A 14,773-nucleotide genomic window follows, 5' to 3' on the forward strand; every position below is an offset into this window, starting at 1 on the left:
TTGTTAAATAAGCTCAAAAAAATAGAAGTGATTACTGGTACGCTTTCACAAGTCCCTTTTTGCTCCGTTCTATATGATAAATCCCGGTCATTGCACTGAATCACTGCTAAAATCTTTTCTTCTATTTGAGTAATGGCCTGTCATACTTAGGCTATTTAGCATACAAAATAAATAAGGAGGCATCATGCCTCTTTGAGCTGTTACTATTTACTTTCTTTTTCCGTTGGCATAAGTCAATCGATTGCTTTTAGACACTATATGGCTGGCAAAATTCCTGTAAATCGAAGGAGTCTTTCAACTGACATAAGCGCTGATACCTTCAGTTAAATCCATGAACTGAGATGCCTCCAGATAATCATTCACTGCTGTAACATGATCCCATCCTGTCCCGGATCACATCACGGGCTGTTTTTAAAACTCCACATAAAACTTTTCAATCAACTGCTGTGTTCTAATCAGCAGATGTTTAAACACATTATCCCGTTCAAATAGCTTCACCTTATAATTTGGCGAGTCTTTAAGTTCTTCCTTACGCAACAAATGCTTGGAGAACTCGTAATATTCCAGTACATTTTTTATCGTCTCTGGCTTCAAATTCTCCCTCTATGATGCCAGTCAAGGTATTGGCAATATTCCAGACTTTTTGTAGCTGTTGCACCTGGGCATGATTATGACAGTCCAAATCACGAACTCATTAATCCAGTGATTTCGCCTAAAATTTTCAATCATGCCATCGTAAGAAGGTGGCAAAAGACATAGTTTTTCGTGGGATTATGGCGTGAATAATAGTAAGTTTTTGACCCCAAGAAAAAAGTGTAGCAACTTACTACACTTTTTAGATATTCAGAATTTAGGTATTTTCACTTGTATTTTAGACAAGATGTAGCAAGTCCGAACTGCGACATTTTCCCAATGAGCGCCCGCTAATCTCACTAAAAAGATGTACCAGAAATATTCTAGTTATTTGCGAAAAATGTCAGACATGCAAAAAAAAATCATTCACCCGGAATATTTTCAATGCGCTGTAGCAATTTGCTACACTTTTTAAATAATTTCTTTACCAAAAATCTCATTCAAACGCTCGCGATTTTCCTGAACAAAAGTCGGATCATTTTTGAGCTTATATTTCATCTCTTTCTTGAAATCATTCATGGATGCACCGGCCACAGCAAAATCCATTTGAAACATAATATCGTTCACAATAACATTCGCCTGAGAATCGGTTAAACAGCCTTCGATCTTAAACCACTTGCTGAACTGCGTATAATTCGGATCATTGGCATAGATATACCAGGAACGTACGGTCATATCAAACTTTGCCCCCAACTCTTTCACGATGGCATTATCATCAAAATCTACATCCAAATAGATTTGAGTCTTTTCGTTAAATTGCGGGAGAGCCGCTTCAGTATCTCCACTCATAATTTTAAACCGCACACCCACAATAGGACGGCCTTTCTTAATAGTGTCATATTCTAGCTGCAAACTGGTTTTAGTATTAATTTCTTCAACAATTTTATCCAGAATATAACGCCTAAAATCTACCCAACGGTCATATTTTTTTTCACCGATGTCAATCAACGCTTTTAAATTCTCTAAGGTGAGTTCAACTTCATAGGTGTCGAGATTCGCATACTTAAATTCATTTTTAACAATATAAGAATATAGACTCATACTTGTGACAGAGTCTAAAGCAAATAAATCTTTCAACTGGTAAGTGGTAAAATTCCCACTGGCCAGACGGGTGAAGTAAGGCAGCACTTCACTGGTAAAGCGAATCTGCAAGGCATTTTTGGCATCATCTTCCCAGCGCAGTTCCCGGATAATCGGTACCACAGAATGGACTTTTTTTACTTTACGCTTGACGTCATCTACAGGCTCTTCAATTACAAAATGAGCAACCCGAGATGAAAGTTCCCTATAAATCCGGTCAATAGCCACATTAATGGAATTCTTCTTATTGAGTCCTAACAATTCCCCCAAATCTTCTTTATGCAGATAGATATAGGTTTTCTCGGTAATTTCACGATCTTGGTTATTTTTTTCACCATAGTTTGCAACCGCCATTGCATAAAGCAGTGCCTTATATTCATTAGAAGACAATTCAATAGGGCGAATTAAGCGGTTACTGGTACTCACCACTCCATTCTGTCGAATATTGCCGATACAATAAGGTAAATATTCTATTTCTTGTTTTTCGTTAAAATCGCTCATAAGTGAAAAATTAAAAGTTATTCCCCCTATTTATACATAAAAGTGGAATAACATTCAACATCTTCACCTTACAGATTCACTTTAAGTGCTTATCCCTTTAAAAGGATGTGCTAAAGATCAAGAGTGGAAAGCATGTCATCATTTTTTTAGATTTAGCCTAATCCTTAACCCAAAGGTGGAAACTTTGAAAAAATTTCCACTTATTAGTGACAAGCTTTCCACTTTTATCAACTGAGAAGAGCTTAAATCGTTTTCTTTGCATTTTTTTGTGGCCAAAAATACCGTTATAAGTGAAAAAATCATTTGGTTTAGCACTTTTCAGTGACAAAGCTTCCACCTTTAGAGAGAATCAAGTACTAAATCGGACTTTTTTTTGCAATTTTTAAAGGGAAAACATAACTTATCCACAAGTATAAAAATAAGCGTGACAAGTCTTCCACCTTTAAAGTCAGATCATGATACTTATCAACAGATTAAAGTTTTGAATTTAAATATTTTTATAACTTAATTTCATGTTTTTTTTTAAACCAGTGACAAGTCTTCCACCATAGTGACAAGTCTTCCACCTTTCAGTGACAGCTCTTCCACCTTTCAGTGACAAGTCTTCCACCTTTCAGTGACAAGTCTTCCACCTTTCAGTGACAAACCTTCCACTTTTCGGTGACAAACCCTCCACCTTTAAAGACGTAAGGTATTGTTTTAAAAAGGGAAAAATTGCCCTAATTATAATTACTTAATTATATTAATTAATACTAATTATAATTAGCTAGCTATATTTTATATAAAACTTTAATTTGTTTTCTTTGTTAGCCGATATTGATTCGTACTTTAATATCATTCAAATAAAGTGTAGCAAGTTGCTACAAGTTCCACTATATTAGGATCATTCGAATGGGGTCTGATATGACAAATAAATCGACTAAAATTATTGCTGTAGCAAACCATAAAGGTGGTTGCGGGAAGACCACCACGGTTGTTCATCTGGCTGCAGAGCTAGCAGACTTGGGGCATAAAGTATTGGTGATTGATTTAGATCCACAAGCCAATGCAAGTTTACATATCGGATTAAGACATCCGAGTGAGGTTGAAACCACTTCTGCTGAATTACTGGTAGGTGATTTGAACCTATTGTCTGATGCCTTACAAGAAGAAACCAATTTTAAAAATGTTTCTTTAATTTATGGTTCACTTACTTTAGGTAAAACAGAAGACCAACTTAAAGATGATGCCCCAAGACCCTCTGAAGAGCTCTCTAACAAGTTGGAATTATTAAACGGATTATATGATTTCATCCTGATTGACTGTCCTCCAAGCCTAAAACTTCTGACCAGTAATGCCTTGGCTGCATCTACCCATGTTATGGTGCCGATTGAATCCGGTTCACAATATGGCCTATATGGTGTCACTGACTTAATTAACCATTTAAGTAAAATAAGACGGGTCAATCCCGAATTGAAACTGTTAGGTGCTTTGCTGATTAAACATGATGAACGTCAAAACGTCTGTAAACTGATACGAGATGAAGCTTTAAGCCAGGTCGGCGAATTGTTAAAAACGACCATTCCAATGAGTACGAAAGTCAATCAAGCAGCAATTTTACAACAGCCATTGTTGCGCGTAGATAAAAATTCTAAAGTTCGTAAAGCGTTCCAAGATTTAGCGAAAGAAATCATCAATCGTGTTGAATAAAGGCACTCTGAGAATCCTATGGTAAGTACAAAAGAATTGTTGGCACAACGTCTTCAGCAAAATACTCAAAAGCATCAACAAGCTCAGCAAGAGCATGTCAACGATGTGAAAGAATTACGTCGTAATGTCCAAATTACAGACATTCAACCTAGTCCCAATCAGCCACGAAAAATATTCAATCAGCAAGATATTGAAGATTTAGCAGCCTCGATTGAGGAGATTGGATTATTGCAGCCGATTGCAGTTCGGCGAGTACAGGACAAATATGAGTTAATTGCAGGTGAACGACGCTTGAAAGCGCATCAAATTCTCAATAAAAACACCATTGAAGTGATTGTCATCGATGCATCAGATGAAGAAGTCGCACTGTTAACCTTGGCAGAGAATTTAAAACGGGAAGACTTAACAGATTATGAAATTTATGTCGGTCTGAGTTCTCTGGATGAGAAATTAAAAAAGAACAAGCAAAAGTTGGCAAAATCCTTAGGCATGAATCGAGAGGATATGTATAAATATCTATCTTTCGAAAAATTACCGAAAGAACTGATTGCCGATTTAGAACAACAACCGACATTGTTGGCACGCACTGCCGCCACAGCTGTGAAAAAGTTTCTTTCAGATTACGAAGAGAATTACAGTAATGCTAAAAAAGCACTGTTAGAAGCTTGGGCGAAATTGCTGAAAAAAGAAGTTGAGCAAACAAAACTGGCCTTATTGGCAGAAAAAATTTTAAAGTCGAAAGAAAACAAAGAGCCAATTAAAACGTCAATCGTGCATAAAATTGAATATGATGGAAAAGTCGCAGGGAATATCAAGTTTGATCACAACATTTTAAAAGTGTCATTAAAAATGAGTGAATTTGATGAGCAAAATTTACAAGAGCTGGAAAATTTGCTGAAAAAAATGCTGAAAAAATAAAATTAAAGCGCTGTAGCAACTTGCTACAGCGCTTTTTTCAATTTAGGTCGGAGAGGATTTCAAGTTACATTAAATAGAGTAATACAACCTAAGGTACCTGGGGGCTCAGTTGTTATATAAAATACTTTTATCTTTGAATCTGAATTTACGCAAGCTGATTCTGATTTCAACGATCCTCAGCGTTTCCTTTTTATTTGTGATTAGCCTGTTTATTCTGAATTATGTGGTTAAACAGCAACTAATTCAGAATTCACTCTCTATAAATGAAAAATACGCAGCCAAGATTGCGATGGGGGTGAATCGTGATGTCAGTAATATGTTGCAGGAGTTGCAGTATAGTGCTCAGCAATTAGGGCAAAACTTTTACAATACGCCACTGCGACAGGCTGAAGTCAAACGGCTCAAAAACCAGTCGAATAACTTTAACAGTGTTTTTATGGTGGGCCAGCAAAATCAGATACTTGCTTATGCACCAGTATCATTAGACCTAAAATTCCACACGCCCTATAATACAGCGGGTATTGTTGGATCACTTAAAAGCAAAAAGGCGTATATTTCGGCACCCTATTGGTCAAGCAAAAAAAATCTGGTTGTGTTGATATCACAGCCTATTTACGATGTGAATCAAAATTATAAGGGCTTTATCAGCGGTACGATTTATCTGCAGAAGAATAATTTAATCAGTGAAATGCTGTTCAATCAATTTGATTTCAAAAAAAGTTATATGTATGTGATTGATCAGCAGAACCGTATTATCTTCCATCCAGATTCGAGTCGGATTGGCGAAAAAATTGTAAATAATACTGGTCTTGACTATATCAATGAAAACAAGAAAGGATCCGTCCGTCTAACGAATAGCTTGGGGATTGATAACCTGGCCGGTTTTGCACATGTTCCCAGTGTGAACTGGATTGTGGTTTCACAGCAACCTACGGATGAACTTCTTAAACAGGCCAATGAATTAATTTTAAAAGTTTCTATTGGCATATTTATCTTTTATCTGTTTATTTTCTTTATCGTCTGGCGGATGTCGCTATTTATTTCTTCGCCGCTGAATCGTTTGGCGAAAATGGCCAGTATGTTAAATCGAAATGATATTCAGGATAAAATCAGTCAGGTTGATCCCTGGTATTTTGAGGTATTCAAGTTTAGGGCCTCGCTACTTTTGAGCTCCAAAACATTTAATAACAAGATCTCAGAATTACGCCAACATATCAATATTGACCCCTTGACTGGCCTTTATAACCGTCGTGGCATGCAATATCTTCTGGATGAATTAATCAGTACGGGTACTCATTTTGCGGTACTCGCTATCGATATTGATTTCTTTAAAAAGATCAACGATAGCTATGGACATGACCGCGGAGATGAGGTTTTAAAGCGATTGGCTTTTTTAATGCAGAAAAATTTCAGAAGCCATGATCTCTGCTGTCGCACTGGTGGGGAAGAGTTTATCGTACTGATGATGACCTCCGATATTCGGGTTGCTTTCAATGCTGCCGAACGTCTCAGAACGAGTATGCAAGCAAGTCAAATTGAAGGAGTTGAAGAAATCACCATTTCCGTGGGTATCGCATTCTGTCCGAGTGATTCAGTAAGCGTCAAACAGGTTTTTAAAATGGCAGACAATAAGCTGTATGAAGCGAAAAATAATGGGCGGAACTGTGTTCGTATGACGCAAAAATTAGCCAAGTAAAATGTCGGCACAAACAGGCTGATTTTTTTAAATCTTTTTCTGCTCAAGCATATTCAGCACAGCGACCTTGCGGAGTTACATGAGCTTTAATCGAGATCAGCTTCAGTCTGTGCCCGAGCATGCACTGGTAAAATTTGGTATATGGGTCTGTCTGGGGAGCTTTAATGGATAAATAAAGTGAATTAAGCACGACAATTCATGTCCTTTTCCACCTTTTTACTGCTGCATGTTTTAGAATTTTAGGTAAAATCATTTTATTAATGATTTACTTATTTGGAATTCTATAACAATGACCCAGGTGCAACTGCAACAGCTACAAAAACAACTCTGGAATATTGCCAATACGTTACGTGGCACCATGGGGGCAGATGAATTCCGTGATTACATTCTGGGTTTTATTTTCTTTAAGTATTTGTCGGAAAAGTCGGTTAATTTTGCTAATGAATTGCTGGATGGCGAAGATATCAGCTTTTTAGAGCTGGATGAAAACAATCCTGAGCATGTGCCTTATATCGAAGAAATCAAAAAGAATGCCATTGCAGAAGTCGGTTATGCACTCACGCCAAAACAACTATTCCATACCTTAGCTGAGCGTGGCCGTCAGGGCGAATTCATTCTGGATGATTTAACTGCAACCTTAAAATCGATTGAGCAAAGTACCTTAGGTACCGATTCTGCCGATGACTTTGCCAATCTGTTTGAAGATCTGGATCTGAATTCGACCAAGCTCGGCAACAATGCCAGCGACCGTAATGCACTGGTGGCGAAAGTCCTCAGTCATCTGGATGATATTGATTTTGATATTAGTAATACCGAAGCCGATGTACTGGGTGATGCTTACGAATACCTGATTGGTGAGTTTGCATCAGGTGCGGGCAAAAAAGCGGGGGAATTCTATACACCGCAAACCGTATCGACCTTACTGGCGAAGATTGTCACCCAAGGCAAAGAACGTTTACGTTCAGTCTATGACCCGACTTGCGGTTCGGGTTCGTTGTTACTACGTGTAAAACGTGAAGTTAAAGATGTCGATATGATTTACGGTCAGGAGATGAACCGTACTACTTACAACTTGGCGCGGATGAACATGATTCTGCATGACGTGCATTTTGCCAAGTTCGACATCAAACAGGAAAACACTTTAACCCGTCCGCAGCATCTGGATAAAAAGTTTGATGCGGTTGTGGCCAATCCGCCATTTTCAGCCAACTGGTCAGCCGATCCGTTATTTCTACAGGATGAACGCTTTGCCGCTTATGGCAAACTGGCACCAAGCTCCAAAGCGGATATGGCTTTTGTACAGCACATGCTGTATCAACTGGATGATCACGGCACCATGGCGGTGGTATTACCACATGGCGTATTGTTCCGTGGTTCCAGTGAGGGTGTGATTCGTCAGTACCTGATTGAACAGTTGAATGTGGTGGATACGATTATTGGTCTGCCGGCCAATATTTTCTACGGTACCTCGATTCCGACCTGTATTTTCGTGTTGAAGAAAAACCGTGAGCATACGGGCAATATTCTGTTTATTGATGCCAGCAATGATTTTGAAAAGCAGAAGAACCAAAACAAGCTGTTGCCTGAGCATCTGGAAAATATCATTGCAGCCGTTGAAAACCGTCAGGATATTGAAAAATACGCGCATGTCGCAACTTTACAGGAAGTCAAAGACAACGATTACAACCTGAATATTCCGCGTTATGTGGATACCTTTGAAGCCGAAGTAGAAATTGACCTAGATGCAATTGCCCAGCAGCTGCAAGATTTGGAACAAAGCAGTCAAAAGACCGATGCTGTGATTGCAGATTTCTGCAAAGAGCTTGGGATTGCTTCACCTTTTGCGGAGGTGAAGTAATGGCTGCGCCAAAGTTAAGATTTAAAGAGTTTGATGGGGATTTAGCAGAATCAAAACTTGTTGATTCAACTTCATGGGCTTCAGGTGGTACGCCAGCAAAAAATATTCCTGAATATTGGGGTGATGATATTCCATTGATTAGTGGTGCTTCCATGCACACAAATCAGCTTTATGAATCTGATGTAAAGATTACTAAGTTAGGTCTACAGAAAGGTTCCAAATTAGCACCAAAGGATTCAATTTTAATTTTGGTGAGAGGAAGCATGTTGTTTAATAAAATTCCTATGGGAATTACATTAGGCGATGTCGCTTTTAATCAGGATGTAAAATGCATTCGCCCGAAACAGGAACTTGCCCCACTATTTTTGTTCCAATGGTTATATGCTAAAGAAAATACTATTCAAAATAAGGTAACTGCTACAGGTATTGGTGCTGGAAAACTGGATACTGCTGACCTACAAAACCTTAAGTTATATAAACCATCCTCAGAAGAACAAACCAAAATCGCATCTTTTCTTTCTGCCATGGATGAAAAAATCAGCCAACTCACGCAAAAACATGCGCTGCTGAGCCAATACAAACAAGGCATGATGCAAAAGCTGTTTAGTCAGCAGATTCGTTTTAAAGCGGATGATGGGAGTGAGTTTGGGGAGTGGGAGGAAAAGCTTTTATCTGAAATTGGCTCTTTCAAAAATGGCTTAAACAAAGATAAAGAATCTTTTGGTTTTGGTTACCCTTTTGTGAACTTAATGGATGTCTTTGGAAAGCAGATTATTGAAACTGAAAATTTAGGATTAGTTGATGCAACATCAAAAGACTTAGAAAACTATGATCTAAGGAAAGGAGATGTATTGTTTATACGATCTTCAGTAAAAGCTGAAGGTGTAGGACAAACAGCCCTAGTGATTAATGATATAGAAAAAGTTGTTTATAGTGGATTTCTAATAAGGTTTAGAGATAGTTACGGGCTAGATTTAGGATTCAAAAAATATTGTTTTATGAATAATGAATTTAGGCTAAGACTTTTAGCAAAGAGCACAACGAGTGCGAATACAAATATTAATCAAGAATCTTTGTCAGCCTTATCTATTAAAGTTCCATGCCTAGAAGAACAAACCAAAATCGCTAATTTACTATCTGCCATTGACCAAAAAATTGAAGTGGTTGCCCAGCAAATTGAACAGGCCAAAACTTGGAAAAAAGGCTTGTTGCAACAGATGTTTGTGTAGGGGGAACCGAATGCAACTTTATCAAACCCAAGCACAGACATTACTAGAACTCACCGAAGATCCTTTTCGTTTGGAAAGAGAAATTCAAAGCCTGTTTGAAAGCAATCTTTACAGTTTTACAGGTCTGGAATTCATCAAGTCCGAGTTCACGATCAAGAATAATCGTATAGATACACTGGCTTTCGATCCCGAAAGTCAGGCGTTTGTAATTATCGAATACAAGCGTGAACGCAATTATAGCGTGATTGATCAAGGTGTTTCCTACCTGAATCTGATGCTCGACTACAAGGCAGATTTCATCGTTGAGTACAACGAGAACCAGAGTAAACAGCTTAAACGTCAGGATGTGGATTGGTCACAGAGCCGAATCATCTTTGTTTCACCGAGCTTTACCGACTTTCAAAAGCAGTCTACCAACTTTAAAGATTTAGGCATTGAGCTGTGGGAAATCAAACGTTATCAAGGCGGAATTGTTTCAGTCAATCCATTGCAGAAAGCCAAATCAGCGCCTTCAATCAAGCAAGTGCAAAAGGTTGAGTCTGAAGATATTCAAAAGATTGCCAAAGAAATCCAGCAATATGATGAAGCCTATCACTTGGCGGAGAAGTCCGATGACATCAAAGAGCTATATGAGCAATTCAGGGACTCAATTCTGGGCTTAACCACCGATTTAGATATTCATCCCAAGAAAATGTATATCGCCTTCCGTAAGGGTAAGCGTAACTATGTCTATATGAGTATTGGGACAAAGCAAATTCGCATCTGGCTGAATATGCCTTTTAATCAACTGGATGACCCGAAACAGCTCGCGAAAGATGTGACCAATATTGGACATTGGGGAAATGGTGATTGTGAGGTGATCGTCTCAGATACAGAAAATTTAGAATATATCTTGAGTTTAATTAAACAAACATTGAAGTGAATAATTTAAGATTTTAGAGGGGAAGGAAATGACAGTACAAAGCGAATATCAACTTGAAAATGAACTGATCGGCCAACTGCAACAATTAGGTTATGCCTCAGTCACGCTCAAGGACGAACGCCAGCTACTGTCTAACCTGAAAACTCAAATTGAACGCGCTAATGGACTTGCACCATTGTCTGAAACTGAATGGAAACAGGTCATCAGCTTTTTGAATACCGGAACGGTATTTGAACGGGCCAAGAATTTGCGTGATCTGTTCCCGGTCAAATTTGATGACGGTTCAAGTAAGCACATCTTTTTCCTGTCAGATGACCCCAGCAAAAACATCTATCAGGTGACCAATCAAATCACCATTGATCACCGCGACTATAATGGCAGAACCAGCCGTTTTGATGTGACTCTGTTGGTCAATGGTCTGCCACTGGTTCAGATCGAGCTGAAAAAGCGTGGCATGGAAATTGCCGAAGCCTTTAACCAAACCCAACGTTATATCCGTGAAGCGTATTGGGCTGGACAAGGTCTGTTTGGTTTTATCCAGCTTTTTGTCATCAGTAATGGCGCCAATACCCGTTATTATTCTAACGGCACCACAGGCATCGAGTTTGCCTTTCCATGGGCCGATGTCAATAACAAACACATCAATGAAATTGTCGACTTTGCCGAAGCTTTTCTCAATCAGCAGCATCTGACCCAAATGCTGACCCAATACATGGTGCTGCTAGAAACCACGAAAAGCCTGATGGTGCTACGTCCCTATCAGATTTATGCAGTGCAGAAAATCGTGCAGCATGTGCAAAACTCCGATCAGAACGGCTATATCTGGCATACCACCGGTTCAGGCAAAACCCTGACCTCGTTTAAAGCCAGCCAGATCATCATGCAAATGCCGGATGTGGAAAAAGTCCTGTTTGTAGTGGATCGTAATGATCTGGACACGCAAACCTCACGCGAATTTAATGCCTTTAAAGCCGAAAGTGTCGACAGCACCGATAGCACGCATACTCTGGTCAAGCAGCTGGATCAACGCCATGACAAACTGATTGTCACCACCATCCAGAAGCTAAACCGGGCCATCAGCACGGATCGCTATCTGGAATACATTGATTATCTCAAAGACCAGAAAGTGGTGTTTATCTTTGATGAATGTCATCGCAGTCAATTTGGTGAGACCCATCAGAACATCAAAAAATTCTTCAGCAATGCACAAATGTTTGGTTTTACCGGTACGCCTATTTTTGAAAAGAATAGCCAAAGCAAAGCAGGTTTAAAACTGACAACAGATTACCTGTTTAATGAATGCCTGCACCAATATGTGATCGTGGATGCCATCCGTGATCGTAACGTACTGCAATTCCAGATTGATTACCGGGGTAAATATACGGCTAAGGGTATGCAGCACAACCTCGACTATGATGATGAGGTCGAAGGCATTGATACCCGGGAACTCTACGACAATCCACAGCGCCTGGAAATGATTGCCCGCTATATTGTCGAGACGCATGATACCAAAACCCGTAATCGTGAATTCACGGCGATGTTCTGTGTCAGTTCGGTCGATATGTTGACCCAGTACTATGAACTGTTTGAAAAGGTTCAGGCCGAGAAACAGCAACAGGATGAAGAGCAGGGCCGACTGTTCAAACCGCTGACGATTGCGACGATTTTCTCCTATGCCGCCAATGAAGCAGTCCCAGTAGATGAGCAAAACGGGCTGATCCATGAAGAAGCAGCCGATATTCCCAGCCAGATCAATCCGTCCAGTCGCGACAAGCTGGACCGTTATATCGCCAAGTACAACCAGCAGTTTAAGACCAACTACAATTCTGGCGACCAGTTCTATGCCTATTACCGCGACATTGCCGATCGGGTCAAAAAGAAACAGATTGATATCCTGCTTGTGGTGAATATGTTTCTGACCGGTTTTGATTCCAAGCCCTTAAATACCCTGTATGTCGACAAGAACCTGAAATACCATGGCCTGATTCAGGCCTTCTCGCGAACCAACCGCGTCTTTAACGACAAAAAACCTTTCGGCAACATCATCTGTTTCCGTAACCTGAAACGCGCCACTGATGAAGCACTGGCATTATTTTCCAATAAAGAAGCGCAAAAAGTGGTACTGGTGCCAAGTTATGAAGAAATTCAGCAGGACTATGAAGTGGCAGTACAGAAGCTACTAAATATTACCCCTGATTATCAAAGTGTCGACGAACTCATCACTGAAGATCAGCAGCTGGCGTTCATTAAAGCCTTTCGAGAAGTGATGCGTTACAACGCCCAGCTGCAAACCTTTATTGAATATGATCAGGACCAGACTGCACTGGATAAACAGCATTTTGCCAACTTTGCGTCCAAGTATGCCGATCTATGTCGTGATGTACGCAAGACCACTAAAAAAGAAAAAGTATCGGTACTGGACGATGTCGATTTTCAGCTGGACTTACTGCACAGTGACCGGATCAATGTTGGTTATATCATCAACCTGCTACAACTGGCTGTGAATAGTGATGATGAAGACAAACGTAAGAAGTATGAAGCTCAGGTCTATGACCTGATTGGCAATGAAATCACCCTGTATGACAAGCAGGCGCTGATCCAGAAGTTTATTGAAGAAAACCTGCCCAAGATGATCAATGGCCAGAGCGTACAAACGGCCTTTGCTCAGTTCTGGGATGCTGAAAAAGAACAGGCCTATCAGTACCTCTGTACAGAAGAAAACCTGAAACCAGAAGCAATGAAGCAAGTTCTGGAACATTACGAGTTCACCAAACGTTTACCACGTAAGGAAGAATTGAAAGACTTGCTGAACTTTAAAGTGAAGCTGTTTGAACGGGAAAATGTGTTGAGTAATCTGCTGGTCAAGACCCGAAAGCTGATTGAAAAGTTTTATGTGGGGTTTTAACAGCAGCCCGTGAAGTGATCCAATAATCTAGAGCTAGAAGAGACTATTCATTTTGAAACTGCTTCAAATGATTTTGGACTTCTCATATCAGGTTACATCTGAAAAACACATATATTTTATATTGCGAATATGCGTATATTCATATATAAAGCTATGATTCATTGATAAGAGTAAAGCTCATGGATCAAATGCCAAAAGTCCAAATTTATCATAATCCAGCCTGTGGTACCTCACGCAATACGCTGGCTTTAATTCGCAATGCGGGAATTGAGCCTGAAGTGATCGAATATCTAGTTACGCCTCCTTCTCGTGATGAGCTGATTCAACTGATTTCTGATGCAGGTTTATCGGTAAGAGATGCGCTCCGTAAAAATGTCGATCCCTATACCGAGCTGAATCTAGATGATGCCGGCTGGAGCGATGAGAAACTGCTTGATGCCATGCTGCAACATCCGATCCTGATCAACCGCCCGTTGGTGGTTACCGAGCTTGGAACCCGATTATGCCGCCCATCGGAAGTGGTACTGGATATTCTGCCTTCGCCACAATTAAAAGCCTTTGCCAAAGAAGACGGTGAAATCATCGTGGATCAACAGGGCAATCGGGTAAAATAAAGTGTCCCCCCTACGAAAAAGCTTCAACTTGATTGGAGCTTTTTTATCTGAAAAACACATGGACGATGATCCATATCATTTACATACTGAATGAAATAGGTTCTTGAAGGATAAAGGAATTGGATCATCAGCAGGCAGTTTCCCCGTATCAGGTTTTGACAGAGAGTACCATTTTTCAAATCTTACACAGGCTACCGACTGGAAACTGTTGCGCAGGTCAATGGTTCAAAAATCTGCCGATGAGTGCATCGACCTGATCTCATCCCCCTAAAACCAGGAGCTTTAAATGGAAAGCATAATCGCGATTTTTGCCTGGCTGAATGATGTGCTGCTTAAAATGACCTGGCTCTCGGAAGGCGTGCGCTGGCTGGTCGAAAATGTCTTCGGTTTATCGGTGGTGACCCGGCTCGGTGGCAGTATTCACTTCTTTATTTATGATGTTTTTAAGATCTTTATTCTGCTCTCAGTCCTGATCTATCTGTAAGTGAAAGAGGACTCCACCCGACAGTCAGGGTGGAGGTGAATTTCACAGATTTTAACCTTGTTGGTTTTGAATGTATTTCTTAATAATATCTAAGGGCGCACCACCGCACGACCCTGCAAAATAAGATCGTGACCATAAAACAGGTTTTGCATAACTACCACGTAAATCTAAAAATTCATTCCGCATTCTTCTGCTTGTTACCGATTTTAAATTATTCACCAACTTACTAAGCTGAACAGTTGGT

Annotated in this window: 10 protein-coding genes and 3 pseudogenes; 10 read left to right on the forward strand and 3 right to left on the reverse strand. The window is 39.8% G+C overall.

What is annotated here, in order from left to right; genetic code table 11:
* Positions 1–411: 411 nt before the first annotated feature.
* Together FTT73_RS16420 and FTT73_RS14060 are read right to left on the reverse strand one after the other, a co-directional pair.
* A pseudogene (locus tag FTT73_RS16420) lies at positions 412–600 on the reverse strand (hypothetical protein); the annotation flags it as partial.
* A gap of 444 nt (positions 601–1,044) precedes the next feature.
* Positions 1,045–2,214, reverse strand: coding sequence for a replication initiation protein (locus tag FTT73_RS14060; protein WP_005093725.1), 1,170 nt, complete (start codon positions 2,212–2,214; stop codon positions 1,045–1,047).
* A 903-nt stretch (positions 2,215–3,117) separates the two neighbouring features.
* On the opposite strand from FTT73_RS14060, the gene FTT73_RS14065 reads away from it, so the two are divergent.
* The 10 genes and pseudogenes from FTT73_RS14065 to FTT73_RS14105 all read left to right on the forward strand — a co-directional run bounded on the left by FTT73_RS14065 (position 3,118) and on the right by FTT73_RS14105 (position 14,529).
* Positions 3,118–3,903, forward strand: coding sequence for a ParA family protein (locus FTT73_RS14065; RefSeq protein ID WP_035337428.1), 786 nt, complete (start codon positions 3,118–3,120; stop codon positions 3,901–3,903).
* An 18-nt stretch (positions 3,904–3,921) separates the two neighbouring features.
* A complete protein-coding gene (locus FTT73_RS14070) occupies positions 3,922–4,821 on the forward strand; it encodes a ParB/RepB/Spo0J family partition protein (RefSeq protein WP_005093722.1) in 900 nt (299 codons plus the stop codon).
* Between the two features lie 109 nt (positions 4,822–4,930).
* Positions 4,931–6,517 (forward strand): sensor domain-containing diguanylate cyclase, encoded by a 1,587-nt coding sequence (locus FTT73_RS14075; RefSeq protein ID WP_180075594.1) that lies wholly within the window; start codon positions 4,931–4,933, stop codon positions 6,515–6,517.
* Positions 6,518–6,806: 289 nt separating this feature from the next.
* Positions 6,807–8,375, forward strand: coding sequence for a type I restriction-modification system subunit M (locus FTT73_RS14080; protein ID WP_180075595.1), 1,569 nt, complete (start codon positions 6,807–6,809; stop codon positions 8,373–8,375).
* Positions 8,375–8,872 (forward strand): annotated as a pseudogene (locus tag FTT73_RS16610) (restriction endonuclease subunit S); the annotation flags it as partial. The gene FTT73_RS14080 and the pseudogene FTT73_RS16610, both read left to right, overlap by 1 nt.
* A gap of 102 nt (positions 8,873–8,974) precedes the next feature.
* Positions 8,975–9,604 (forward strand): annotated as a pseudogene (locus FTT73_RS16615) (restriction endonuclease subunit S); the annotation flags it as partial.
* A 10-nt stretch (positions 9,605–9,614) separates the two neighbouring features.
* Positions 9,615–10,526, forward strand: a complete 912-nt coding sequence (locus FTT73_RS14090) for a DUF5655 domain-containing protein (protein WP_180075597.1) — start codon at positions 9,615–9,617, stop codon at positions 10,524–10,526.
* A gap of 28 nt (positions 10,527–10,554) precedes the next feature.
* Complete coding sequence (locus tag FTT73_RS14095; RefSeq protein ID WP_180075598.1) at positions 10,555–13,431, forward strand: type I restriction endonuclease subunit R; 2,877 nt, start codon at positions 10,555–10,557, stop codon at positions 13,429–13,431.
* Between the two features lie 179 nt (positions 13,432–13,610).
* Positions 13,611–14,045 carry an arsenate reductase (glutaredoxin) gene (gene arsC, locus FTT73_RS14100; protein WP_005093706.1) on the forward strand — a complete coding sequence of 145 codons (435 nt, stop codon included), beginning with the start codon at positions 13,611–13,613 and terminating at the stop codon, positions 14,043–14,045.
* A 286-nt stretch (positions 14,046–14,331) separates the two neighbouring features.
* Positions 14,332–14,529, forward strand: coding sequence for a hypothetical protein (locus FTT73_RS14105; RefSeq protein ID WP_257223556.1), 198 nt, complete (start codon positions 14,332–14,334; stop codon positions 14,527–14,529).
* Between the two features lie 51 nt (positions 14,530–14,580).
* On the opposite strand, the gene tnpA is transcribed toward FTT73_RS14105, so the two are convergent.
* On the reverse strand, positions 14,581–14,773 hold a 193-nt coding region (gene tnpA, locus FTT73_RS14110), incomplete at its 5' end, for an IS200/IS605 family transposase (protein WP_180191592.1).

This window comes from Acinetobacter sp. YH01006 (assembly GCF_013420445.1).
In the GTDB taxonomy this organism is placed as follows: domain Bacteria; phylum Pseudomonadota; class Gammaproteobacteria; order Pseudomonadales; family Moraxellaceae; genus Acinetobacter; species Acinetobacter pseudolwoffii.

What these genes read in the sequence shown, in the direction of transcription:
- arsC (WP_005093706.1), top strand. Translation starts at nt 13,611, where the DNA reads ATGGATCAAATGCCAAAAGTCCAAATTTATCATAATCCAGCCTGTGGT.
- FTT73_RS14095 (WP_180075598.1), top strand. Translation starts at nt 10,555, where the DNA reads ATGACAGTACAAAGCGAATATCAACTTGAAAATGAACTGATCGGCCAA.
- FTT73_RS14065 (WP_035337428.1), top strand. Translation starts at nt 3,118, where the DNA reads ATGACAAATAAATCGACTAAAATTATTGCTGTAGCAAACCATAAAGGT.
- FTT73_RS14090 (WP_180075597.1), top strand. Translation starts at nt 9,615, where the DNA reads ATGCAACTTTATCAAACCCAAGCACAGACATTACTAGAACTCACCGAA.
- FTT73_RS14105 (WP_257223556.1), top strand. Translation starts at nt 14,332, where the DNA reads ATGGAAAGCATAATCGCGATTTTTGCCTGGCTGAATGATGTGCTGCTT.
- FTT73_RS14080 (WP_180075595.1), top strand. Translation starts at nt 6,807, where the DNA reads ATGACCCAGGTGCAACTGCAACAGCTACAAAAACAACTCTGGAATATT.
- FTT73_RS14060 (WP_005093725.1), bottom strand. Translation starts at nt 2,214, where the DNA reads ATGAGCGATTTTAACGAAAAACAAGAAATAGAATATTTACCTTATTGT.
- FTT73_RS14070 (WP_005093722.1), top strand. Translation starts at nt 3,922, where the DNA reads ATGGTAAGTACAAAAGAATTGTTGGCACAACGTCTTCAGCAAAATACT.